This window comes from Corallococcus praedator (genome assembly GCF_003612125.1).
Taxonomy (GTDB): Bacteria; Myxococcota; Myxococcia; order Myxococcales; family Myxococcaceae; genus Corallococcus; species Corallococcus praedator.
This window is the reverse complement of the sequence record NZ_RAWI01000073.1, coordinates 1-23,150: the sequence shown is the minus strand read 5'-3', so window position 1 is coordinate 23,150 and position 23,150 is coordinate 1. Positions and strand designations below refer to the sequence as shown.

Genomic DNA, 23,150 nt, shown 5'->3' with positions numbered 1-23,150 from the left:
GGACATCGAATCCGAAACGGGGTGTGGGATACTAGCCGCGCCCCGGCGGCATGTCCCAGGCCGCGCCCGTCGGGTGTCCCAACCGCACGTGAACCGACTCCTGCCCGCCGTCCTGCTCGCCCTGCTCGGAGCGGGGTGCTTCGACCCGCTGTACGAGGACCTGGACCCCCTGGGCGAGGTGACGTGGGCCGTCTGCTGCGTCTCCGGCCAGGTGGACACGTGCCGCTGTGAATCTCCCGACGGCTGCCCAGCCGCCTTCCGAGCCTGCGCCGAGGGCACCTGCGCGGAGTCGCTCAGTCAGTCCTGCGGCGGCTTCGGCACGGACGGAGGGATGGAGCAATCCCGGGACGCGGGCACTGGCGTGAACACGGACGCAGGCACCAGCACCGACGGCGGCATCAGCACCGACGCAGGCACCAGCACCGACGCAGGCACCAACACCGACGCAGGCACCGATGGAGGCACCGACGCGGGCCCCATGGACGCAGGCCCGGGGGACCCCGGCACGGCCTACGGCCCCTGTTGCAACCCGACCACGCACAAGGTCACCACCTGTGCCTGCCCTGCGTCGGGCTGCGCGAACCCACCGTTCACCCCGTGCGCGGCGAGCCGGTGCGCATTGGAGGGCGAGCGCTGCTGAGCTACTTCTTCTCCAAGATGACGGCATAGAACTCGATGCCCACGCCCTCCCGGTCCTGCTCGGTGATGTAGCCCTCGGGCAGGCCCAGGAACTCACGCACCGTCAGGACGCCGCCGGGGCCGGGGGTCCACGGCTCGCAGAGCTTCAGGTACTCGGGCAGGGAGAACAGCTCGAAGGACTCGCCCATCTTCTGGAACATGCCCACGAACTGCTCCCACTGGGGCGTCGTCTTCGCGGGGTCCTTGGTCTCGAAGGTGGTGAAGAGCTTCGTGCCCGGCGCGGCCCAGTCATACAGGTCGCGGAAGAACTTCCGGTTCTCCTCCGCCTTGAGGAACACGGTGATGCCATTGGCGCCCAGGGCCACCTTGCGCTCGCCGCCCAGGAACTCGCGCACGTCGGCGCGCTCCAGGCACGCCTTCGCCTGACGGATGTCGCACTCCAGGTAGCGCACGCGCGGGTCGTCACCCAGGAGCACGCGCGCCTGCGCCATCGTCAGCGGGTTGATGTCCGAATACAGCACCTTCACGTCCGGCGGCAGCACGCCGTGAACGTGGTCGTTGGTGGGCAGGCCGGACGCGAAGTCCACCCAGTGCGTGTAGCCCTCCGACGACAGCCGCTTCGCCGCCACCTGGAGGCACGCGCGCAGCATCCGCACCCACTTGCGCGTCGCGGGCAGCAACGAGAACAGGAACTCCGCCGCCTGCCGGTCCGCCTCGAAGTTGTGCGTGCCGCCCAGCGTGTAGTCGTAGATCCGCGCCGCGTCGGGAACCTGGGGGTTCACCCCTGGCACCCGGGCCAGTTCATTCACATCCATCATCGCCGCTTCCCTCGGTAGGGCCCCCCACCCACGTCATCGCGACGTGGGTGAAGCAACTGACCGCCCATTGTGCCGACCCGCTCGCGCGGTTGCACCGTTCCTACGGAAGCAGGCCCGTGACCTGGCGCAGCAATTCCAACGGCCCCAGCGCGGCGACGGCGTCGAACTGCTCCGGCGTGCGGACCAGCAGCGAGCCCGCGAACCCCAGCGCGTTGACGTTGACGCCCAGGTGCTCCGCGCGGCTCCGGGGCACGAGCAGCATCCAGTCCCGGGTGACCAGCAGGTTGTACGGCGACGTGTCTCCCAGCCCCAACGCCTCGCGCAGCAACCGGTACGCCGCCAGCATCCGGGCCCCCGGGGCCGGAGCCGTCCAGGGCCCCAGTCCCACCAGCAGGTGGAGGAAGGGCAACGCCCCCGCCGACACCACGCGGCCCGGTCCCGGCAGCGCGGGGAGCAGCGCCTCCACCGGCGCCCGCAGCGCGTCAGGCCCCAGCGGCGACACGAGCTGCAGGTGCTTGTGCCGCTGGCTCGCGCCCGCGATCTCCCCGGCGTTGTAGAAGGCCAGCCCGTCCAGCCCCTCCAGGCACGTCGCGAGCGCGTCGAAGTCCCCGACCGTCAGCAGCGCGTCCTGGGATTCGAAGTCGCGCGTCACCAGCAGCAGGTGGTGCTCCACCACGTTGAACTTGTTGAGCAGACACACGTGCGCGGGCGCCACGTCCCCCAGCAGCAGGTCCGGCTCCGGGTGCGCGAACGGGTTGAAGGGCGCCGCGCCGGCGGGCACCGGCCGGGGACGCTCCTTCAGCGCCACCCGCCCCAGCACGCGCACCTGGAACGTCGCGCCCGCCTCCACCACGGTGCGCGCCTCGGTGGTGATGGGCTGCAACGCGCCGGTCTCCAGCGCGTGTCGGGTCACCGCCAGCGTGCGCGGCCAGAGGGCTTCGGGCGTCAGCGGTGAGGCGTTCACGGACGAAAACTCCCGGTCGGTCGTGTCGCGGGAAGGCCGGGCCTTCAGCGCGGGGGACGGAAGACGTACTGGTGCTCCTGGGGTCCGGTGTCGGGCGGGTACTGCGCGTCCATGAAGGCGACGCGCGCGCTCTGGGTGATGAGCGCGTCCTGAAGGCTGTCGTAGAGCACCACGACCTTCGTGGGCTTGCCCGTCGGGTCCACGTCCACGCGCACCTTGAGGTTGCCCTTGAGGTCCGGCTTCGCCTGGAGGTGCTCCAGGTACAGCGCGACGAGCCCCAGCGACACCCGGTCGTAGATCTGCTCCACCGTGCCCTTCGCGGGCGTCGCGGGCAGGTGCAGCTTGCGGCTCAGCTCCGCGGTCTCCGCCACCGCCTCCGGCACCGGACGCTCGGTGGCGGCGAGCGTCGCGCGGTACGCGGCCATGGCGTCCACGAAGCGCTCCTGCTGGAGGAACAGCCGCGCCCGCCGCACCTGGAGGTCCGCGCGGTTCGGCGCGAGCGCCACCGCCTGCTCCAGGCGCGCCTCGGTGGCAGCCGCATCCGACCGGGCCTCGGCCAGCGTGGCCAGGCGCGACAGCGGCTCCGGATCCTTCGGGGTCGCGGCGCTCAAGCGCACCAGGGCCTTCTCCTCGTCCTCGGGGCGTCCCAGCTCCGCGCTCAGCCGCACCCAGGAGGAGAGCACTGAAGGCTCCGCGCCCCCGAGCGTCGCGTAACGCTCCAGCATCTTCACCGCCTGCGCCTTGTCCCCCACGGCGAGCCACGCCTCCGCCTGTCGCCGGTGCGCCTCGCGGTCATGCGGCTGGAGCGCGACGAGCAACGCGCCCGCCTCCGCGCCCGCCTTCGCATCCCCCGCCTCCCCGGCCAGCCGCGACAGCACCTGGAGCGCTTCGGGCTGCTCCGGCCAGTCCTTCACCGACCGGGCCAGCAGCGCCCGCGCCTCCGCCGCCCCGCCCGGCCGGCCCGCGAGGAGCAGTCCCAGGTCGGTGCGGATGCGCGGGATGTCCAGCTTCGCGAGCGCCTCGCGCAGCCGCCCTTCCGCCTCCGCGGGCTTGCCTTCCGCCTGGAGGCGCAGGCCATCCGCCCAGAGCGCGGGCGCGAAGCCGGGCACCGCCTTGCGCGCGGCCTCCAGCGGCGCGCTCGCCTCCTGGAGCATCTTCCAGCGCACGTACACGAGCCCCATGCCCACGTGCGGCCAGGGGTTCTCCGGATACAGCACCGCGATCGCCTTGAACTCGCTGAAGCTCTCATCGGATGGCAGCGCGAGGAAGGCCCGGTACAGCCGGGGCATCGGGTCCTTCGGCGTCTTCGCCTCCTGCGCCTCCAGCTCCCGGCGCAGCGCGCTGGGGGAGCCCTGGACGCGGGCGGTGTCCATGCGCTGGAGCATCGCCATGCCGTCCGCCGCGGAGGCGGGCACCGGCCGGGCACCCAGGGCCGGGAGCGCGCACAGCACGCACAGCAACAGCAGCAGGAACGGCTGGGGACGGGACGTCATCAGGGAGCCAGGACGACAGGACGCTACCAGATGACCGCGCGAGGCAACCTCCCCCTTTCCGGACTACAGTCCCGCACTCCCTTCCTCCGGGGTGCCGGATGTCGACCCGACCGCGAGCGCAGGTCCTTGAAACACTGTCCCGGCGGGCCTTCCACGAAGCCCTTCCTCCGGAATGGAGGGTCCAGGACCCGCACCGGGAGCACGGCCTGGATGCCCGCGTGCAGCCCTTCGGGCACCGCAAGGCCCTGGGCCCCGCGTTCTTCGCCGGCATCGAGGCCACCGACGGCGGCCAGGGGGATGACACGGGGGTGAGCGTCACCTTCCGGGCCGAGCGGCTCCGGGAGTACCTGGACGCGGCGCATCCCGTGATGCTCGTCGGCTTCCATGCGCCCACGAACGGGCTGTTCTTCGCGTGGGTCCATCGCCTCGCGGCCTCGCACTCCGCCGAGGAGCGCATGCGGTGGGACTTCCAGCAGACCGTCTGCCTGCGGCTGGAAGAGGCGCTCCGGGCCCGGGAGCCTGACGAGCTGCTCGAAGAAGTCCGGGGGTTCTTCGGAGCGCGAGAAGCCGTGCCGGAGCCAGCCTCCGTGCGTATGCGGTTGGAGCTGCCGCCGGGCGGCATCTCGCAGGAGGTCCACGACGCGGTGGCCTCCTGGCTGGACACGGCCCGTCCCCGGGTGACGCTGGAGTCCGGGCCGGCGGAGCTCTTCTTGGAGGTGGCCGCCGACTGGAGCACCCTCCGGGTCGCGTATTCGGACCTCCACCACGCCCTGCCCACGTCCCTCCCTCCGGAGCCGAGCTCGGAGCAGGCCGCTGGCGTGGTGCGGCTCATCGCGGCGATGGCGCTCTCGCTCGCGGGCCTCCGTGACGACGCGGCGGCGCTGCTGGTGGAAGCACTCGCGTCCAGCGCCTGGCCCGGAAGCACCGCCTCCCGCCTCCTCCTGCAGCCCGTGGTGTGGAACGTGCTGTTCGCGACGGAGGACTTCCAGGACGTGCTCGGCGCGGCGGAGATCCTCGCGGCCCGCGAGCTGACACCCCAGGCCGTGCTCGCCGCCCGCGTGGGCCTGGAGGTCTTGCGAAGCCGGCCCTTCGTCCGAGGGTCGCAGGCCCCGCAGCGCTACCGGGCGATGCTCAAGCACCTCCTGGAGCGGACGAACGAGGCCGCCGACAGGGGCGCCCTGCACGCCCACCTCGCCCACCACCTGCGCGTGTCCGGGCTCGGCAGGGAAGCGGTGCACCACCTGCGACTGGCGGCGATGAACGACCTGAGCCACCTGCAACGCGATGACTGGTGGAGCGCGATGGCGGGAGCCCTGCTGCTGCGCGGATGCGCCCGACAGGCGGTGGCCTGCTACACGTACACCGCGACGCTGAGCGAGGATCGCCGCGTCACGGCGCTGCTCGCGAGGGCGTACTTCCGCCTGCGGAGGTTCAGCGATGCCGACCGCCTGTACGCACAGTGGTTCGACCGGAACCCCGAGCTGGAGCCGCAACGGGTGCTGGAACACTTCACCGCGCCCATGCTCGAGCAGCTCTTCGGGAGCGGCCATCGTCAGGTGGGCCGCGCCTGGAAGCGCGCCTCCGAGGCCATCATCCTCGAGGATCCCTGGCTCCAGCTCGCGGCGTTGCAGGAGGCGCTCCAGTGGGATCCCCTGTGCGAGCTCGCCTGGGCGCACTACGCGCAGCTCAAGGCCGACATGGATCCGGGGCTGGGCGCGAACGCGTGGCTGGCCCGGGCCATCCTCACGGGACACCGCGATGTGACGGCCTGCTTCAAGGCCATGGAATCGCTCAACCACGCCTCGGGACAGGCCCCGGGACTGCTGCGCATCTCCCTCCTCTGGTTCGCGCTGCGCTACCATGGCGAGCACTTCTTCGAGGAGGCCGAACGCCAGCTCACCGCGCGCTCCGGAGGAGGCCCCCTCGGGGGCTACATGGAGTACCTGCGCGGCCTGGAGGAACCGGCCCGGACGTTCTTCCGCCACCTGGACGGGACGGACGAAGGACTCTTCCCCGAACGGCGACCCCCGACCTGACCCCGGGGATAAAAGCTCTGTCTTGTTTTACGTGGATTGTATCAACCAGCCCGGGTCCGTATGGCCCGGGGGAATGGCCCTGGGGGATGACAGGAGCTTCCAGCGAAGGACGTCATCCGGCCTGGAGGGCTTGACCCGGACCGGGAGGGCTGGGAGGAATGGCCCACCATGGCCTCCGCCGAGAAACTCGTCTTCCCGACCATCGTCGAGGGACTCTTCGTCCGGGGACTGTCCGGCAAGGTGTCCTTCTCGCTCAAGGAGCAGTTGCGCAAGGAGGGGTTGGATCTGGACCGACCGCTCCAGCCCGCGTACTCGCTGGACACGTGGTCGCGCTGCGTGGCGCTGACCGCGAAGTCGCTGCACCCGGAGCAGCCGGATCCGGTGGCGTGGCGGATGCTGGGCGAGCGGATGATCGACGGCTACCGGGACACCATGGTGGGCCGCGCGCTCTTGGGCGTGCTTCGGCTCATCGGCCCCAAGCGGATGCTGCACCGCACGCAGCACAGCTTCCGCACCGGCAACAACTACACCGAGGTCCGCATCACCGAACGCGGCGAGCGCGAAGCGGACCTGTGGCTCAACGAGCCCGGCCTGCTGCGCTACTTCAAGCAGGGCGTGATGCTGGCCACGGTGCGCGCGGCCAGCGGCCCCACCACGCAGGTGGACGTCGTGCAGTACGACGACGACAGCGTCACCTACCGCGTGACCTGGGGCGTGCCGGGCTCCTGAAGCACCGGGGCCCGCGCGACTCGGCGGATCCGAGACCGGGGGCCCCTTGCTCGCACCGGGCTCCATCTGCCAGCGTGGAACGTCTGGGAGCGGTGCCGGGATCGCGCCCTTGAAGAGGGGGCTGCATCCAATGCCGTCGAACGAGCGCGCCAACCTGCCGCGCTGGAACGGTCAGCGGGGTTTCTTCGAAATCTGGTTCCTGGTGGTGCTCGACCCTGGCGGGGACCGCGCCTGGTGGTTGCGCTACACCTTGTTCACCCCGGCCCCGGGTTCGCCCGGGGAGCCGCGCGCCACGATGTGGGCCGCGGCGTTCGACTGCGCGTCGTCCACGCGGCCGGCGGTGGCGCTCAAGTCCATCCACCCGGCCACGGCCTTCAGCACGCTCTCGCCGTCGGGGGTGCGCATCGGGGACTCGGAGTTCGCCCCTGGCAGGTGCCACGGGCAGGTGGCCTCCGGGGAGCACGCCATCGCGTGGGACCTGCGCTTCACGTCGGAGGGACGCCCGCCGGTGCGCCGAGAGCCGCGCGGTACGGCGCTCCTGCCCCTGCCCACGCGCGTGGCCCACGTGCACGACGACATCACCTTCGACGGCACGGTGACGGTGGACGGCGAGCGCTATGAGGTGAAGGGCGCGCCCGGCCTGCAGAAGCACCTGTGGGGCACCCGGCGGCTGGAGGAGCTGACGTGGCTGTACTGCCCGCGCTTCCGCGAGGATCCGGACGCGCGCCTGGAGGCGATGATCGTGCGCGCCCAGCGCAAGCCCGGCCACCCGAGGCTCGCGCCCATCTACCTGCGCACGGGCGACGCGGAGCACACGTTCCATGAGATGCCCAACATGCTCTTCACGCGCGTGACGTCGCCTTCGCGGGGAGAGCTGGCGTTCAGCGCCACGTCCGCCACGGTGGCGATGAAGGGCCGCGCGTGGTGCGACCCGCGCACGCTGGTGGGCTACGCGTACCGCGACCCGAAGGGCTGGGACGTGCTGGTGGCGCAGAGCGACGTGGCCCAGTGCGAAATGGAGCTCTTCTCCCGGCCCCACCCGTTCGCCGCGTGGCGTCCCACGAAGAAGCTCACCTCCACCGTGGGCGCGCTGGAGTTCCACGCGCCGGAGGCCATGCCGGGCGTGCGCTACATCCCGTGGGACGGCACCGCGCTCGCACGCGAGGACACGCCGGATCCGGTCCGCGAAACGGGCTGACGCAGCAGGAGCAGCGCCTGTCCCAGCCGGTGCGCGAGGCGGCCCGACACGCGGGAAGGCTGCTCGCGCGAAGAGCGGCGGCGGCGGCGGAGGCAACGCCTTCATCCCTTCCCGCCCGAGCCTCTCGCGGAGAGGACGGAGGCGGAGGCAGGGCTCGCGTCCTGCCCCGCTCCAGCGACTGGGGTGGGAGGAACTTGCGGCCACGGGCCCGCGATGCCGTCCGGACAGGAGGGGTGGGGCCTGCGTTCGCATGTGGAGGGGCGCATCCGTGGCCACCCTGTGGGGTGACGGCCCGCCGTTCCCCTGACACCCCATGCACCGACTGCTGCGACACCTCCGGTCGCTCTTCCGAGTGGAGCCGGGAAGACCGGCCCTGTGGGCGGGGCTGCGGGCCGCCATCGCCACGGCGGTGCCGCTGTGTCTCGCCTTCCTGCTCGGTGTCCCCCAGGCCGGGTGGGCTGGCCTCACGGGCCTGCTCGTCACGCTCGCGGACAAGGGCGGCTCGTACAACTCTCGCGCGCGCATCATGGGCCTGGTGACGGCGCTGGGGGCGCTGGTCGGCATGCTCGCCGCGCCCGCGGGCCACACGTACTGGATGGACGCCAGCCTGCTGTTGTTCGGCGTCACGGCGGCCAGCTTCGCGCGCTGCTACGGCGAGACAGCTGGGTCAGTGGGAGGCCAGCTCGCCGTCATCTTCGTGGTGTCGCTGGGCGCGCCCGCCACCACCCTCGGGGAGACGGTGGCACGCGGTGGAGCCCTGCTGCTGGGCGGCCTGTGGGCCATGACACTGTCGCTCCTCCTGTGGCCCCTGCGCCCCTACCGGCCCGCGCGCCGCGCGGTGGCCCACGTCTACGCGGCGCTCGCGACCGCGGCGGAGCAACTGGGCGCGGCGGCGATGAAGGGCGCCACGGCGGACGAATGGGCGGAGGGACTGAGCCGTCACGCGGGGATCCGCCCGAAAATCGAACGGGCCCGGGGCGTGCTCGCGGCCACGCGGCGCGGGCGCCCGGACGAGTCCCGTCGCGGCGAGCACCTGCTGGTGTTGGTGGAGCTGGCGGAGCCGATGGTGGCGCTGCTCAGCGCCATCGCGGAGGCGATGCAGGTGGTGGGTAGGGACCCGCACCTCTACAGCATGCGGGAGCGCGCGGCGCGGTTGTCCGAGGCGTACGCCGCGATGGCCTGGTGGGTGGCGCGAGCCCTGCAGCAGGAGCGCAACGAGGGCATGGGCACGCCCCCCCGGCTCGCGCTGCGCCCGAAACGAAGGCAGCCGGCGAGGATGTCCGCGCCGCCCGTGCGACGTGGCTCGGAGGGCCCGCTGTCCGCGCACGTCGCCACGCTGTTGGACAGGCTGCGCGAGTACGCGGGCGTGGTGCATGAAACAGCGTCGGGGTTGCTGTTCGGAGACCCGGTGTCCCCACGAGGCAAGGGCACCCTCGGGGGACAACCGAAAGCACCGGGCTTCTCGCCATGGCAGCCGGTGCGCGACAACCTCCACCTGGACTCCCTGGTGCTGCGGCACGCGCTGCGCACGGGGATGGTGGCGACGGCGGCGCTGGGCCTGACCCGGGCGCTGCAGGTGGGCGACGCGCACTGGGTGAGCCTCACGGTCATCTCCATCCTCCAGCCCTACGCGGGCAGCACGGAGGAGCGCGTGCTCCAGCGCACGATGGGGACGCTGGTGGGCGCGAGCCTTGCGGCGCTCATCGCGACCACGGTGCACACGCCCGCGCTCATGATTGGGGTCATCAGCGTCCTGACGGCCGTCTCCGTGGCGCTGCTGCCGCTGAACTTCGGGGCGTTTCAAATCCTGCTCACGCCGGACTACCTGCTGATGGCGACGCTCAGCTCCGGAGACTGGACGGTCGCCTCACAGCGCTCGCTGGGGGTGCTCATCGCGGGGGCGCTCGCGCTCTTGGGGTCCTGGACGCTGTGGCCCAGTCCGGAGCGGCGCCGCTTCCCGGACGCGGCGGCCTCCGCCCTGCGCGCGGACGGCAAGTACCTGCAACAGCTGGTCATGCACCGCAGCGGCACGGAGCCGGCGGTGAACGAGGAGCGGCGCCGGTTGGATCAATCGCTGCTGGAGGCGGAGTCCTCCTTCCAGCGGCTGATGACGGAATACCGGGGCCCGCCGCAGCACCTGGAGCCCGGCATGGCGCTGCTCACCTACGCGAGGCGCTTCGCGCTGGCGGTGACGGCGCTGGGAACGGGGAGGTTCGAGGGACGCACGTCGGTGTTGCCCCAACAGCTCGCGCAAAGGGCCAGTGACAGTCTGGAATTGCTCGCCCGCGCATTGCAGGAGCGACGGGAGCCGCCGCCCCTGCCGCCGCTGTCCCTGCCGCGCACCAGTGATGATCCGGTGCTGGGTGCCCTGCTGGAGCGCGTGCCCCGGCAGCTCGGCATCCTGCACGGCGCGGTGGCGCGGCTCAGCGAGGATCCGACGCTGCGCTGACGGCCGGAGCGGACGCGGGCGGTCGCGCGGCACACGCGGTCTGGTACTCCGTCAGCTTGCCCCGGAAGCGCTCCTGTTCCGGCTGGGGCCACTCCTTCGGCAGCGACCCCACCGCGCGCTCCTGCTGCTTCAAGGCTTCCGGGCACTGTCCCAGGCCGAAGTACGCGGCGGCGGCGGTCTCCAGCACGTAGGGATTGGCCTGTTCGCGGCGCATGGAGGGGCGCACCGTGATCAGGGCCGCCGCGTACTGACCGGCCTGCACCTGCTGCCAGGCCACCTCCGTGGCGGCCCACCAGGAGCCGGGCGAGAGGGAGTGCGCGCGTGCCACCGCCTGGGGATACAGCCGATCCTCGGGAGACAGCACCGCCAGCCACTGGGCGAGGGTCGTCCAGGCGGGGGCGCTCTTCGGGTTCTGGGACACCCGCTGTCGCGCCCACGCCAGCTCATCCTCCCGCGTCAGCTGCCCATTCGGCGGAGTGAAGCGGAGGTGGAACGTGTACGGGATGCTCAACGGATGGCCCGCCAGGGTCGGCGGACGGTAGAGGGAGGTGTACAGCTCATCGAGGGCACGCTGGGTGCCTTCCACCGGCCCCCCCTCGACGACCTTGCAGTCGCGGACCCGTCCATCCGTATCAAACCGACACCGGAAGATGAGGAGCGCGAACATCCCGCGCTCGACCAGCTCTCGCGGGTGTGGCGAAACGAACCGCCCTCCTGAAATGAGTTCTGGGCGACGGACTGACTCGTGCAGGAACGCGCAGGCCTCCTGAAGACCTGCTTCGCAGGCGGCGGAGAGGTCGCGCAGGGCGCGCTGGACCTCCTCCTGGGAGGGAGTGCCCTTCAGGAGCTGGACGGCTTCGGCGAAGACCAAAGGGGCCTGCTCTGGCTCCAGTTCGACCGAAGGCATGTCCGCCGACGCATCCGCGAGGAGCGCGGAGACGTCCCACGAACCCTTCCGTGGAGAGGCATCCCTCAACACCTCATCCATGGCCAACACCAGATGGCCATGACTCGCGGGCAGTGACGGGATGGCGCCATGACGACAGCCCGTCGAAACAAGAAGCAGGGAGAGGAGGCACAAACCCAGGCGCATGGCCCCGCATCCTAGAGCACGCCGTACTGGAACGAGCTTGTCTCCTTGCTCGTCCAAAGCCTACGGAGAGGCTGGCGCCACCACCGCCACGGGTGCGACCGAGGTCGTCGCGGCCACCAGGTTCCCGGCCCCATCCTTCGCCAGCCCGTACAACTTGAACGCCCCCGTCACGGCCGGCAGGCGCACGCGCCACGTGCCCGGCGCACTCCCCTTCCGGGACTCCAGCGCCGTCACCCCATCCCGCTCCACGCGCGTGGCCGCGTTCCGGAAGTTGTACGCGAACGACACGTCCAGCGGCGTCCCTCGCGGAGCGGTGACCTCGAAGTCCACGAGCGCCCAGGTGGCCGCGCCGTCCTTCTCCATGCCCCGGACCGCCAGCCGCACCGGCACGGGCAGCGCGGGCTCCGGCTTCTTGCCCGTGTACGCCTCCCGCACCGCGTGCCACGCCGGCCGGGTGGAAGTCCCCGACAACAGCCCCAGCCACATGCCGGTGTGGTCGAACGACGCGCTGTAGTTGAAGACAAACAATCCCAGACACCGGCCCGCCTGGACGTGAGGCCCCAGGGCGTTGCGCCAGCCGTCCACGATGACGTCGTACTTCTCCCCGTCCCCTGGCTCCACCCTCAATCCCTGCGCGTCCTTCGGCGCTTCCCATTCTCCCTGGGCGCCGAACTCGGTGATGAACCACGGCTTGCGTCCACCGGCCTGCTTCACGGCTTCTGGCAGCGCATGGATGCCCCGGCCATAGACATTCAGCCCATACGCATCCAGCGACGGCACGTACTTCTCCCAGAGCGGCACCCCGAGCGTCCACGCATCCACCGACAACACCGGGTGCCCGGTGTCCGCCTTCTTCACCGCCCGGACGACCTTCTCCAGGAAGCGCGCGTACGCGACCTTGGACGCGTCGTCCGGTGAATTGAGGATGACCTCATTGCCCAGCCCCCACGCGAGCACGGCCGGGTGGTCCTTGAAGCGGCGCACCTGCTTCAGCGTGGCCTGCAACTGCGCCTCACGGCCCTTCGCATCGCGCACGTAGTCGAACGCGTCATCGTTCTCCATGCCGGGGCGGCCCGGCCGCAGCCACAGCCCCACCAGCACCCGCAGGCCGTGCTTGTGCGCGGCGTCGAGCAGCGCGGCCGTCTCCTCGCCGGTGCCCCAGGTGCGCAGCGTGTTCACGCCCAGGGCGCGCAGCCGCTCGCAGTCCTGGTCGAAGTTCGCGGGGCCTCCGGAACCACTGAAGGTGACGCCCTTCGCCACGTAGGGCTGGCCGTCCACCTCCATCCTCCAGCCCTCCCCCGCCTTCACGATGGCGGTGCGGGCCTCCACGTCCCAGGTCGGGAAGAGGAGCGCGGTCAGGAGCAGGACGCCGACGGCGACGGGACGGGCGGTGGCCATGGGTCCGGCAGTCTAGCCGGCGGCCGTGCGCGCACCGTCCGGCCCCCGCCACTTCGTACGGTTTCGTGCTAGCCCCAGGGGTCGTGGCTCCGCTCGTGACCCTCCTCGAACCGGCCCCCCGGACGGAAGACGTACCCACGGCCTTCCCGAGCCCCTTCGACGCCCTGGGGCCGCACGCCCTCGCGCGCCGCGCCGCGGAGTCGCTTCAGGCCACGCTGCGCGAAGGCGTCATCGCCCCGGGACTGAGCAGCCGCCTCCTGGAAGGACCGGACGGAGGGAAGATGTTCGGCGTGCTGGTGGTGCGCCAGCGGGATGGGAGCCAGGGCGTGCTGCGCGCCTTCTCCGCGATGCTCGCGGGACGCTGGGACGTCCCGGGCTTCGTGCCGCCGTTGTTCGACCGCGAAGCCCGCGCCCGGGTGGAGCCCGTGGCCGAGACCACCGTGAAGGCCCTGCTCGCCCGCGCCGAAGCGTGGAGCACGTCCGAGGAGCTGCTCCGCCTGCGAGCGGACGACGATGCCCGCCAGGCGCGAGAGGCCACGGAGCGCGAGGCCCTGCGCCAGCGCCACGAGGACCGCCGCCGCCAGCGCCACGCCCGCCGAGCGGAGGTCCTCGCCGCGACGGACCTCACCGAAGCCACCCGCGCGGAGGCATTGCATGCGCTCGACCAGGAGAGCCGGGGCGACAAGGCGGAGAAGCGACGGTGGGACGCGGCCCAGGAACAGACGCGGCGCGACCTGGCCCCCCGCCGCGCGAAGGCCGAGCGACGGCTTCGGGCGCTGGATCGGCTGCGGCGCATCGTCTCCCGCGGCTTCATGAAACAGCTTCACGACACCTACGCCATCACCAACGCGCGAGGAGAGACGCGGCCTTTGCGCACGCTCTACGCCGGAGCGGAGCCGCCCTCCGGAGCCGGAGACTGCGCGGGAGCGAAGCTGCTCGCCCATGCGTTCGCGCACAGGCTCCAGCCGGTGGCGCTCGCGGAGTTCTGGTGGGGCACGCCGCCCGCGTCCGGAGGCCGCATCCAGGGCGCCTTCTATCCCGCGTGCCGGGACAAGTGCGGGCCCCTGCTGCCCTTCATGCTGGAGGGACTGGAGGTCTCCGCGCCCCGGCTCTTCGTCCCGCCGCCCGCGCCCACGCCGGAGCTGTCCATCATCTTCGAGGACGCGTGGCTGGTCATCATCGACAAGCCCTGCGGCCTGTTGTCGGTGCCGGGCCGGGACGCGGCGCTGACGGACTCGGTGCTCACGCGCCTGCGCGCACGCCACCCCCACGCCACGGGCCCGCTGCTCGTGCACCGGTTGGACCTGGACACGTCCGGGCTGCTCGTCGCGGCGCTGGATGCGCGCACGCATTCGGCGCTGCAACGCCAGTTCCTCCACCGCGACGTGGACAAGCAGTACGTGGCGCTCATCGGCGGGCCGGTGCAAGGAGCGTCGGGCACCATCACCCTGCCCCTGCGCGTCGACCTGGACGACCGTCCCCGACAGATTGTCGACCCCGTGCACGGCAAGCCCGCCGTCACGGACTGGCGGGTGCTCCACCGCGAAGCCGGTCGCACGCGGGTGGCCTTCCACCCGCGCACCGGACGCACGCACCAGCTCCGCGTCCACGCGGCGCACCCCCTGGGACTGGGTGCGCCCATCGTGGGGGATCCGCTGTACGGGCACGCCGACCGCCGCCTGTTCCTGCACGCGGAAGTCCTCTCCTTCGTGCACCCGGCGACGGGCGAGCGCGTGTCCTTCACCCGCGCGGCTCCGTTCTAGAAACGCGGACCGTCAGTTGACGAGCAGCACCTTGCCCACGCCGCCCTCCTCCGCGAGCTTCTGGGCCTCCTTCGCATTGCTCATCGGGAACGTCCGGCTGATGGGGATGATCAGCTCCCCCTTCGCCACGCTCACCCCCAGCTGCGCCAGCCGGCGCCCGTCCGGATGCGACAGGAAGGTGCGCACCGTGAGGCCCTTCTCCTTCGCCCCCTTCGGCTCGCCCACCACGCTGCCCACGACGCCGCCGTGCTTCACCTTGCCCAGCACCGCGGTGATGGCCTCACCGCCCACCGTGTCCGCCACCGCGTCCAGCGTGGGCAGCTTCGCGACGTCCCTCGGATCATCGAGCGCGACGACCCCATCCACGCCCAGCGTCTTGGCCTCCACCAACTGCTTGAGCCTCACGCCGGCCCAGATCTTCACGCCCCTCGCCCGCGCCGCGAAGATGGCCGCGCGGCCCACCGCGCCCAGCGCGCCGGTGATGAGCAGCGTTTCGCCCTGGCTCGGCTGCACCTGCTCTTCAATCAATTGCACGCCCGTCAGCGTCACCAGCGGCAGCGCGGCGGCATCCCGCAGGTCCATGGACTCGGGCACCTTCGCCCAGGCTTCCGTGGGCGCGACGACCGTCTCCGCGTAGCCGGCGCTCACCAGCCCCATCACCCGGTCGCCGGGCTCGAAGGACTCCACGCCGGTGCCCACCTCGATGACCTCGCCGGACACGTCGCGGCCCAGGATGGCGGGGAGCTTCAGCGGCATCATCGCCTTCATGTCGCCCCGTCGGATCTTCCAGTCCACCGGGTTGATGCTCGCGGCGGTGACGCGGACCTTCACCTCGCCCGGGCCCACCTTCGGCTCGGGCATGTCCTGCACCGCGAGCTTGTCCACATCCCCATAGTCCTTCAGAACGACGGCTTTCATGCAGGCCTCCACAAGTCGGGCGCGGGAAGGAACTCCAGCGACGGGCCAACGGTAAGCACCGGTGAAGGGGGCGCCATCGTCGGCGGGCGCTCGTCCCGCTCCCCTGCCTCCCGACAGCGCGTCGCAAGCGCCAGGAGCAGACGGCGCTCCGTGCGCGGCGGGCACCTGATGCCGGCCTTGCTCAAGACCCGCCGCTCGCAGGCCTGGCCGCTGTGCCTGCGAAAGCCCCAGCCCGCGTGGCGAACGCGCCCCAGTGCCTGGAACGCGAAGCGCTTCTTCCTCACTCCGCCGTCACGCTCGCGTCCCGGACGTCAGGCGCCGCGAGGCTGGAACTCCAGCGCCTCGCGCAGGACCGGATAGGTGTCCTCGGACGCGGTGCTGCCCATGAAGGTGTCGATGTGGCCGCAACCCGGCAGCACGTGGCGCTGGTAGTAGCGCGCCCCGTTCGCCTCGCTCAACCACGCGAAGGTGCGCTCCGTGGACGTGGGCAGGTACGTCTGGTTCTTCTCGCCGGAGATGAACGTGATGGGCCGCTTGAAGGGCGCCGCGTCCAGGTAGTCCGGCGGCCGGCTCTGACCGTAGCGCTGAAGGTTGCCCGCGCGGCCATGGTCGTAGCGCACCGCGTGTCCGGTCCGCGCCATCTGCCCCAGGTGGCGGAACGTCATCAGGTTGCAACGGCCGAACTGCTCCTCCAGCCGCGAGTGCGTCTCCCGGTTGAGCCGGGAGTGCCGGTACAGCCGCCCGTACATGAACGACAGCCGGTGGCACACGGGGCTGTCGCACTCCATGCGCAGCAGGCCCGCCACCTTGCTGAAGGCCGCCTGGAACAGCGGCGTGCTCGAAGCGTCATCCGACGTGAGCGAGTCCAGCCCCAGGTCCAGCAGCTCCGGCACCCGCAGCAGCGCCTTGAAACGCGTGGACTTCGGCACGTCGTGGTGCAGCGCCACCTGCGACGCCACCACGCTGCGCACGTCCGGCAGGTGTCCGGCCGCGAGCGACATGAAGAACGCCGCCGACCCCGCGCAGTGCACCACCGCCTGCACCGACTCCGCGCCGGTGATTTCGCGCATGCGTCGCACCGCCGCCGGCATGTCGTGGTCCGCCGCGTCGTCCAGCGAGAACTGGCGCAGGGGCAGCTGCACGCTGGCGCGCCAGTCCAAAAGCCACGTGTCGTAGCCGTGGCGCACCAGGTACTGGACGAAGTTCTCTTTCAGAGTGGGCAGCATGAACATGCCGCTCCACACGCCCGCGCCGTGCACCAGCAGCACCGGCCCCTTCGTGCCGCCCGCGTAGCGCGTGAGCCGCAGCGGGATGCCGTCCCCGGCGAGGAAGTCGTACTTCTCCGCCACCGGAAGTCCGTCCCGTGTCCCGTACTCGGACACCACCCGCAACACCGCCGCGCTGCCTCGACGTTCAAAAGCCATGGGCCACCGCCTCCGCGATGCGCTCGGACACCGCGCTGATGGTCATCACCGGATGGAAACCAATCGACGTGGGGATGACGGAGCCATCCGCCACGAACAGGCCCGGGTAGTTGAACACTTCCCCCTCCTTCGAAACGACGCCACGGTCCGGCGACTCCGCCAGGTGCGCCCCGCCCAGTGAGTGCACCGTGAAGGGCCGGCGGAACAACTCCCACGTCACGAGCGGCGCGAACGTCCCGCCGTACTGCGACGCCAGCTCCCGCATCGCGCCCATCATCCGGGACACCAGCTCCGCGTTCTCGCCCGCGTAGTCCCATTCGATGTCCAGGTGGTCGCCCTTGAGCCCCATGCGCCCGTTGGCGTTGTCCTGGCCAATGGCGAACAGGTTGCTCGTGCGCGCGGGGTCCACCGTGTTCATCAGGGGCTTGTTGAAGAGCCCCTTCGCGAACGCCTTGTGCAGCAGCGGGCCCAGCTTCGGCCACATGGGCGCGGCGAGCCCGCCCAGCGGCCCCAGCACCGGCTGGCCCATGCCCGCGAGCACCGCCGTCGCCGGCTGGTTGAAGGTGGCCGTCACCATGGTGAAGCGAGGCGCCGCGTCGAAGAACTTCATCACCGTGGCCACGTCCGGGCCCACCCACGGGAGGATCTCCTCGCGGCTGCCCTGCAACGAGCCCAGGAAGTCGCCGTTGCCGGAGTACCCATACCCCAGCCGGTCGCTCACCAGCGGCAGCGTGCGGGCCCGGTCGCGGCTGCGCAGCAGGATCTCCACCGTGCCCAGCGCGCCCGCGGACAGCACCACGCGGGTCCCCTCCACGGACATCTTCTCCCCGGTGGACAGGTCCCGGTAGTGCACCCGGTAGCCGCCGGCCACGCGCTGCACGTGGGACACGGACAGGCCCGGCCACACCGTGGCGCCCAGCTTCTCCGCGCGCGCCAGGTAGGTGAGATCCAACGTGTTCTTCGCGCCGTGCTGGCAGCCGAACTCGCACTCCGCGCACAGCTGGCACGCCTTGCGGCCCGGCGCGGAGGGCTCCGTCCAGGACACGGCCTCCGTCGGATCAAACGTCTGCCGGCCCATGCGCCGGGCGGCCTGCTGGAACAGGTCGCGCTTGCGCAGGGGGATGGACGCGGGGAACGGCTTCACGTCCAGCTCGCGCGCCACCTTGTCGTAGTACGGCTCCAGCGCCTCGCGGCTGAAGCCCCGGGGCCAGCGCGGGTGGTCGAAGACGATGGGGTCCGGCCGCACGTGCACGTTGGCGTAGATGAGCGAGCCGCCGCCCACGCCGGCCGCCGTCACCGTGCCGATGCCGGACAGGAAGCGCACATCGTAGAGGCCCTTCGCCTGGGGCCGGGACGGCTGGCGCCAGAGGACTTCGTCCGCGCGCGTGACATCCCGGGGGAACTGGCCGGGGGCATAGCGCCGCCCCCGCTCCAGCACCGCCACGGACCTGCCCGCCTGCGCGAGCCTGAGCGCGGTGATGGAACCCCCGAAGCCGGAGCCCACCACCACCACGTCGTATCGCGTCGCCATCCCCACGATGTGCCGTCCTCCCTAGTCGAACTTCGCGCGAGCGAAGACGTCCCAGAGCGTCCCCATGAACATGCCGCCAAAACGCCGCATCGCATCCGCCTGCTTCAGCGGCGACGACGTGCCCAGCACCGAGAACGTCGTCACCTGCTGGATGAAGTCCGGCAGGTGCAGGCGGATGATGCCGCTGGACACCACCGTGCCGGAGCGCTCGTGGCCCCGGCGCACCACCGTGTAGAGCGTGGACGTGTCGCTCCACACGTCGAAGCCCGCGTTGTCGCAGACCTCCTTGTAACCATCCAAGAGGTACGGCTGGCCGTCCACGCCGGTGAAGGGCAGCAGGTACAGCATGCGCCGCTCGTAGAAGCGCTCCGTGTCCACGAAGAGGTTGAACACGCCGTTCTCCACCGCCGCGCCCCCCGGAGGCGTGAGCCCCTTCACGTGGAGCGTGCCCTGCGCGATGCCGCCGTGGGACTCCTGCGCGAGGAAGCGGTCCAGGTTGGGCAGCGTGATGGTGACGACGAACTCCGCCACGTCCCCGGAGCGTTGTCCCGCCCGCGCCGCCCCGGCGTAGTCGTCCGCCGGCACGTGGCCCGGATGCAGGTGGCCCTTCATCCGCTCCGTGAAGCGCAGGCCCACCACCGGGGTGGGCGAGGCCACCGTGCCACCGGGCGGAATCACCACCGTGCCCAGCGGATCCGTCCCCGGCACCACGGGCGTGTGCGCCGTCTCCACCACCGGCATCATCCGCATGCCCACCCGCGCGGAGGCGGAGGGGTCGGCACGCACGGGCTGCGCGGGCCCCCGCTCCGGCGCCACCCAGCCCGGCGCGTTCTTCACCTTGCGGATGGCGCGCTCCACGTTGCGCTCGGCCACGGCGGCGATGCTGGAGGAAGGGTTCACGCCAATGCCCACCGGCAGCGCCGCGCCGTCGAAGACATACAGGCCGGGGTAGCCGTGCACCTGGCCTTCCGGATCCAGGACGCCGTACGCGGGCTCCTCCGCCATCGCGCAGCCGCCCAGGTTGTGCACGGACACCGGCAGGTGCAGCCGCTCCCACAGCGGGTTGTACGCGGCGCGCGTGCCCAGGGCCCGGGCCACGTCCTCGCAGAGCTGCTCCTGCGTGCGGTACAGCGGCAGGTTCGCGGGCACGTCCCACTGCACCTGCAATTCGCGCGTGACGGGCGACAGCGACAGCCGGCCGTTGGCCTTGTCCCGGCCCATGGCCAGGAACACCGCCTGGAAGCGGCCGCGCTCGTTCTCAATGGAGGCCATCTCCTTCGAGCGCGCGCGCAGCACCTTCACCAGCTCCCGCTGCAACAGGTCCGCCGGCAGGCTGAGCGCGCGGTCCGGATCCATGGCGAGCATCAGCCCCGCCGCCTGCACCGGGTGGCCGCCCTCCTGGAAGAGGAACCAGGTCTTGTCCTTGCCCGTGCCCTCCTCCACCACCATGCCGGTGGTGATGGTGGGGCCCACCGCCGGGTCCCACGCCTCCTTCGTGTCGAAGGCGAAGGCGAGGAAGTCCCCGTTGGCCGAATAGCGCGTGCCCAGCCGGGCGCTCACATCCGGCAGCGTGCCCAGCACGTCGCGGTTGCGCAGCAGCAGCTCCGTGGTGTTCACCGCGCCCGCGCACAGGAACACGCGCCGGGCGTCCACGGTGCGTTGCATGCCGGCGGCCGCGTGGTCGGTGTACGTGACGCGGTAGCCCGGTGACAGGGGCTCGATGCGCGTCACCTCCGCCTGCGTGGACACCTCCGCGCCCTGCTGCTCGGCGACGGCCAGGTAGTTCAGGTCCAGCGTGTTCTTCGCGCGGACGTTGCAGCCGATGTCGCACTCGCCGCAGTAGTTGCAGCCTTCCTGCATCACGCCGAACTTGTTGCGCATCGGCTCGCCCGCGGGGGCGAAGCGCACGGCGAGGTTCGGGTGGAAGAACTGGGCTTCGCGGCCCAGCTTCTTCGCCACCTCCTGCATCCGCTTCGTCTTGGTCGGCAGCCCGCGCGCGGAGGTCGTGATCGGCTGCACGTCCAGCATGTGCGCGACCAGGTCGTAGTAGGGATCCAACGCCTCGCGGCTGTAGCCCTCCGGCCACCCGGACGAGAAGACCTCCGCCGGAGGCCGCAGGTGCACGTTGGCGTAGATGAGCGAGCCGCCGCCGTACCCCGCCGACTGCACGATGCTCATTCCCTTGAGCAGCTTGATGTCGAAGAGGCCCTGCCGGTGCTGCCACAGCCAGCCGTTGGTGGGGTCCTCGAAGTCGCGCGGGAAGCTGCCCTTCGGGTAGCGCAGGCCGCGCTCGAGCACGCGCACGGACAGGCCCGCCTGCGCGAGCCGGCAGGCCGCGACCGCTCCGCCAAACCCGGTGCCAATGACCAGGGCGTCGTATGCCGGTGCCATGTTCCCCCTCCGGGTGCGATCCCCAGGAGCAGGGATCAGGAGCACGACCCGGGAGCGTCCTGAAACGGACGACCTGATTCTACAACGGGTCCACCCCGTTTCCTTGAGGCCCCCCTTCCCGGCAGGTCGCTCATTCTCGCGGTGGATCCGGGTATTCCTGGAACAGCGTGCGGATCCGTCTCATCAGGCCGCGTCATCACCACCGGATAGCGGGACTTTCCGTGAAGGCTTGAGGAAGGGCCGGGTGGACGCAGGGGCGGGGCCATGACATTGAAAATGGAATCCCCGTGAAGCAGGGCAGGCAGCCGAGCGGGGCCGGCACGTAGCGGGATGTTTCGAAGGACCCCGGTGCGCGCGGTACCCTCCCCCGATGGCCGGCGAATCCATGAGCACTCCAGGCGTTCCCGACCCGGTACTTCCCTCACCGGAGGGCTCCCCCACACCCGCCGTGGATCCGCTGCTGACGATGCGGCTGGGGGAGTTCATCATCGAGGAGCGCATCGGCGCGGGCGGCATGGGCGTCGTCTACCGCGCGGTGCATCCGCTGATTGGCAAGCACGCGGCCATCAAGGTGCTGCGGCCGGAGCGGATGGCGCGGCGCGAGGAAGCGCAGCTGCTGCTGGAGGCGAAGGCGGTGAACGCCATCCGGCACCCGGGCATCCTGGACATCTTCAACTGCGGCACGCTGCCGGATGGGCGGCCGTACATCGTGATGGAGCTGTTGCAGGGCCGGACCCTGTCGGAGGTCTTGCTCGAGAAGGGGAAGCTGGACGTCGAGCTGACGGTCTGGGTGTTGGATCAGCTGCTATCAGCGCTGGGGGCGGTGCACCGGGCGGGCGTGGTGCATCGCGACGTGAACCCCGAGAACGTGTTCCTGAGGGAGTTCCTGGACACGAAGCCCACGCTGAAGCTGGTGGACTTCGGCATCGCGCAGGTGCCTCGGGAAGAGTCGCCGGGAGCGAACGGCGCCATGACGGGGACACCGGAGTGCATGTCGCCGGAGCAGATCCGCGGCGGCACGGTGGGGCCCGCGGCGGACCTGTACTCGGTGGGCATCCTCGCGTTCCAGATGCTGACGGGCGCGCGCCCCTTCCAGGGCGAGCACATGCAGGTGATGTTCGCGCAGGTGGAATCGGTGCCACCCGCGCCGTCCACCCGAGCCGAGGGCATTCCTCCGGCGCTCGACGCGCTGGTGCTCCAGTTGCTGGAGAAGAAGCCCGCGCGACGCCCGGCCAGCGCGGAGGCCGCGCGCCAGCAATTGAGCGCCATCGAGGCCGCGCTGCGGACACCTGTCACTCCACCCGTCCAAGCGGAACCGGTCGTGGTGCCGACAGTCGTCCCGTCGGCGGCACCGACGTCGCGTCGCAACAAGGTCGTCGTGGGCGCGGCGGTGCTCATGGCCTTCGGTGTCGGAATCGTGGGGGGACGGGTTCAACACAAGGCCGGCCCGGCGCAGGCGCCCACGGCTCCGGCTGTGAAGCGACCGGTCGTGGTGGAACCGGCCCCCGTGTCTCCGCCGACACTGGTCGCTCCGCCTGCCAGTGAGCCGCCGGCGCAGGAGCCCCAGAAGGAAGACAGTCTTCAGGAGTAGGAGGCGGCGTTGGAGAGCCCCGCGCTGAAACGCCCAAGCAGAAGTCCTCTGAACTTCAGCGTTCCTCCTCTCACGCAGAGGCACAGAAGAATCTGGCAGAGGCGCAGAAGAATCTGGTCGATCGCCTCACGGTTCTTTCCCAGAAGATGAAGCACCGGAGTGCGGGAAAAGCGCCCCCTGCGAAGCTCGATGCTGAACTGGCGCGGGCCTTCACATCCGTCGCCCGCGCGACCACCGAGGGGGAATGCGCGTTCATCGACCGAGAACTCGACGAGTGGGAGAAGCGCTTCAACCAGCAGCTCCCCCCGCCCTAACCCCGGTCGTCCTCGTCCTCCTCATCCAGACCCTCGGGTGACTCCAGGAGCCGGCGGGCCCGCTCCATCATTTCCACGACGATCTGCCCCGCGGGCTGCACCGTGTCGATGCGCGACATGCTCGCGCCTCCCGCCGGCAGGCTCATCTCCTCCAGGTCCCCCTGCGTGTCGGGCGTGGGCAGGAAGGAGCTGAACTTCGGCATCACGTACTGCACGTCCAGCACGCCGGGAAACAGCCGCGTCGTCCCGATGCTCTCCGGCTCCGCTCCCGGCGGCGGCACGCGGGACTCGCGCCCCGCCCACTCGCGCACCGCGCGGTTGCGGATCACCCGCATGCGCTTGCCCGGCCACTCCGGACCGAACAGCGTCGTCAGCGTCGTGTCCCCCGCGTCCCCTTCCAC

At 71.1% G+C, this 23,150-nt stretch carries 16 protein-coding genes and 1 pseudogene; 7 read left to right on the top strand and 10 right to left on the bottom strand.

Annotated elements, in window-relative coordinates; translation table 11 throughout:
* The first annotated feature begins 88 nt into the window (after positions 1–88).
* Complete coding sequence (locus tag D7Y13_RS12515; RefSeq protein WP_120583448.1) at positions 89–640, top strand: hypothetical protein; 552 nt, start codon at positions 89–91, stop codon at positions 638–640.
* A 1-nt stretch (position 641) separates the two neighbouring features.
* On the opposite strand, the gene D7Y13_RS12510 is transcribed toward D7Y13_RS12515, so the two are convergent.
* The 3 genes from D7Y13_RS12510 to D7Y13_RS12500 all read right to left on the bottom strand — a co-directional run bounded on the left by D7Y13_RS12510 (position 642) and on the right by D7Y13_RS12500 (position 3,914).
* Positions 642–1,457 carry an SAM-dependent methyltransferase gene (locus D7Y13_RS12510; protein WP_233595508.1) on the bottom strand — a complete coding sequence of 272 codons (816 nt, stop codon included), beginning with the start codon at positions 1,455–1,457 and terminating at the stop codon, positions 642–644.
* A gap of 100 nt (positions 1,458–1,557) precedes the next feature.
* Positions 1,558–2,421: an ATP adenylyltransferase family protein gene (locus D7Y13_RS48670; RefSeq protein ID WP_120583449.1), complete on the bottom strand. Its 864-nt coding sequence runs from the start codon at positions 2,419–2,421 to the stop codon at positions 1,558–1,560.
* Positions 2,422–2,465: 44 nt separating this feature from the next.
* Positions 2,466–3,914, bottom strand: a complete 1,449-nt coding sequence (locus D7Y13_RS12500) for a hypothetical protein (RefSeq protein ID WP_199732752.1) — start codon at positions 3,912–3,914, stop codon at positions 2,466–2,468.
* Positions 3,915–4,012: 98 nt separating this feature from the next.
* On the opposite strand from D7Y13_RS12500, the gene D7Y13_RS12495 reads away from it, so the two are divergent.
* From D7Y13_RS12495 to D7Y13_RS12480, 4 genes are all read left to right on the top strand, one after another.
* Entirely contained in the window at positions 4,013–5,950 is a 1,938-nt protein-coding gene (locus tag D7Y13_RS12495) for a DUF4365 domain-containing protein (protein WP_120583451.1), read from the top strand.
* A 168-nt stretch (positions 5,951–6,118) separates the two neighbouring features.
* The gene (locus tag D7Y13_RS12490; RefSeq protein ID WP_120533242.1) at positions 6,119–6,679 is read left to right on the top strand and encodes a DUF2378 family protein; all 561 of its coding nucleotides are present in this window, start codon (positions 6,119–6,121) and stop codon (positions 6,677–6,679) included.
* Positions 6,680–6,809: 130 nt separating this feature from the next.
* Entirely contained in the window at positions 6,810–7,877 is a 1,068-nt protein-coding gene (locus D7Y13_RS12485) for a hypothetical protein (RefSeq protein WP_120583452.1), read from the top strand.
* Between the two features lie 313 nt (positions 7,878–8,190).
* Entirely contained in the window at positions 8,191–10,326 is a 2,136-nt protein-coding gene (locus D7Y13_RS12480) for an FUSC family protein (RefSeq protein WP_120533240.1), read from the top strand.
* Here D7Y13_RS12480 and D7Y13_RS45190 read toward each other — a convergent pair.
* Together D7Y13_RS45190 and D7Y13_RS12465 are read right to left on the bottom strand one after the other, a co-directional pair.
* Positions 10,301–11,419 (bottom strand): hypothetical protein, encoded by a 1,119-nt coding sequence (locus D7Y13_RS45190; RefSeq protein WP_147444281.1) that lies wholly within the window; start codon positions 11,417–11,419, stop codon positions 10,301–10,303. The two genes, D7Y13_RS12480 and D7Y13_RS45190, sit on opposite strands and share 26 nt — an antisense overlap.
* Before the next feature lie 60 nt (positions 11,420–11,479).
* Positions 11,480–12,817, bottom strand: coding sequence for a glycoside hydrolase family 2 TIM barrel-domain containing protein (locus tag D7Y13_RS12465; protein WP_120583453.1), 1,338 nt, complete (start codon positions 12,815–12,817; stop codon positions 11,480–11,482).
* 83 nt (positions 12,818–12,900) lie between these two features.
* Between D7Y13_RS12465 and D7Y13_RS12460 the strand changes: the two genes are divergently transcribed.
* Positions 12,901–14,580, top strand: coding sequence for an RluA family pseudouridine synthase (locus D7Y13_RS12460; protein WP_244222343.1), 1,680 nt, complete (start codon positions 12,901–12,903; stop codon positions 14,578–14,580).
* 12 nt (positions 14,581–14,592) lie between these two features.
* Here D7Y13_RS12460 and D7Y13_RS12455 read toward each other — a convergent pair whose 3' ends face one another.
* From D7Y13_RS12455 to D7Y13_RS12440, 4 genes are all read right to left on the bottom strand, one after another.
* Positions 14,593–15,498: an NADP-dependent oxidoreductase gene (locus D7Y13_RS12455; RefSeq protein WP_120583454.1), complete on the bottom strand. Its 906-nt coding sequence runs from the start codon at positions 15,496–15,498 to the stop codon at positions 14,593–14,595.
* Between the two features lie 311 nt (positions 15,499–15,809).
* Complete coding sequence (locus tag D7Y13_RS12450; protein WP_120583455.1) at positions 15,810–16,922, bottom strand: alpha/beta fold hydrolase; 1,113 nt, start codon at positions 16,920–16,922, stop codon at positions 15,810–15,812.
* Positions 16,912–18,453, bottom strand: a complete 1,542-nt coding sequence (locus tag D7Y13_RS12445; RefSeq protein WP_120583456.1) for an FAD-dependent oxidoreductase — start codon at positions 18,451–18,453, stop codon at positions 16,912–16,914. Before D7Y13_RS12445 ends, D7Y13_RS12450 begins: the two co-directional genes overlap by 11 nt.
* Before the next feature lie 21 nt (positions 18,454–18,474).
* The gene (locus D7Y13_RS12440) at positions 18,475–20,844 is read right to left on the bottom strand and encodes a GMC oxidoreductase (RefSeq protein ID WP_120583457.1); all 2,370 of its coding nucleotides are present in this window, start codon (positions 20,842–20,844) and stop codon (positions 18,475–18,477) included.
* 385 nt (positions 20,845–21,229) lie between these two features.
* Here D7Y13_RS12440 and D7Y13_RS12435 point away from each other — a divergent pair, with 385 nt between their 5' ends.
* Entirely contained in the window at positions 21,230–22,435 is a 1,206-nt protein-coding gene (locus D7Y13_RS12435) for a serine/threonine-protein kinase (protein ID WP_233595509.1), read from the top strand.
* A 310-nt stretch (positions 22,436–22,745) separates the two neighbouring features.
* Here the strand turns inward: D7Y13_RS12435 and D7Y13_RS12430 are convergent.
* Positions 22,746–23,150: pseudogene (locus D7Y13_RS12430) on the bottom strand (nitronate monooxygenase); the annotation flags it as partial.

Excerpts from the sequence above, each read along its gene's own strand:
- D7Y13_RS45190 (WP_147444281.1), bottom strand. The coding sequence starts at position 11,419 with ATGCGCCTGGGTTTGTGCCTCCTCTCCCTGCTTCTTGTTTCGACGGGC.
- D7Y13_RS12450 (WP_120583455.1), bottom strand. The coding sequence starts at position 16,922 with ATGGCTTTTGAACGTCGAGGCAGCGCGGCGGTGTTGCGGGTGGTGTCC.
- D7Y13_RS12455 (WP_120583454.1), bottom strand. The coding sequence starts at position 15,498 with ATGAAAGCCGTCGTTCTGAAGGACTATGGGGATGTGGACAAGCTCGCG.
- D7Y13_RS12490 (WP_120533242.1), top strand. The coding sequence starts at position 6,119 with ATGGCCTCCGCCGAGAAACTCGTCTTCCCGACCATCGTCGAGGGACTC.
- D7Y13_RS12465 (WP_120583453.1), bottom strand. The coding sequence starts at position 12,817 with ATGGCCACCGCCCGTCCCGTCGCCGTCGGCGTCCTGCTCCTGACCGCG.
- D7Y13_RS12480 (WP_120533240.1), top strand. The coding sequence starts at position 8,191 with ATGCACCGACTGCTGCGACACCTCCGGTCGCTCTTCCGAGTGGAGCCG.
- D7Y13_RS12510 (WP_233595508.1), bottom strand. The coding sequence starts at position 1,457 with ATGATGGATGTGAATGAACTGGCCCGGGTGCCAGGGGTGAACCCCCAG.
- D7Y13_RS12485 (WP_120583452.1), top strand. The coding sequence starts at position 6,810 with ATGCCGTCGAACGAGCGCGCCAACCTGCCGCGCTGGAACGGTCAGCGG.
- D7Y13_RS12440 (WP_120583457.1), bottom strand. The coding sequence starts at position 20,844 with ATGGCACCGGCATACGACGCCCTGGTCATTGGCACCGGGTTTGGCGGA.
- D7Y13_RS12500 (WP_199732752.1), bottom strand. The coding sequence starts at position 3,914 with ATGACGTCCCGTCCCCAGCCGTTCCTGCTGCTGTTGCTGTGCGTGCTG.
- D7Y13_RS12435 (WP_233595509.1), top strand. The coding sequence starts at position 21,230 with ATGAGCACTCCAGGCGTTCCCGACCCGGTACTTCCCTCACCGGAGGGC.
- D7Y13_RS12495 (WP_120583451.1), top strand. The coding sequence starts at position 4,013 with ATGTCGACCCGACCGCGAGCGCAGGTCCTTGAAACACTGTCCCGGCGG.
- D7Y13_RS12445 (WP_120583456.1), bottom strand. The coding sequence starts at position 18,453 with ATGGCGACGCGATACGACGTGGTGGTGGTGGGCTCCGGCTTCGGGGGT.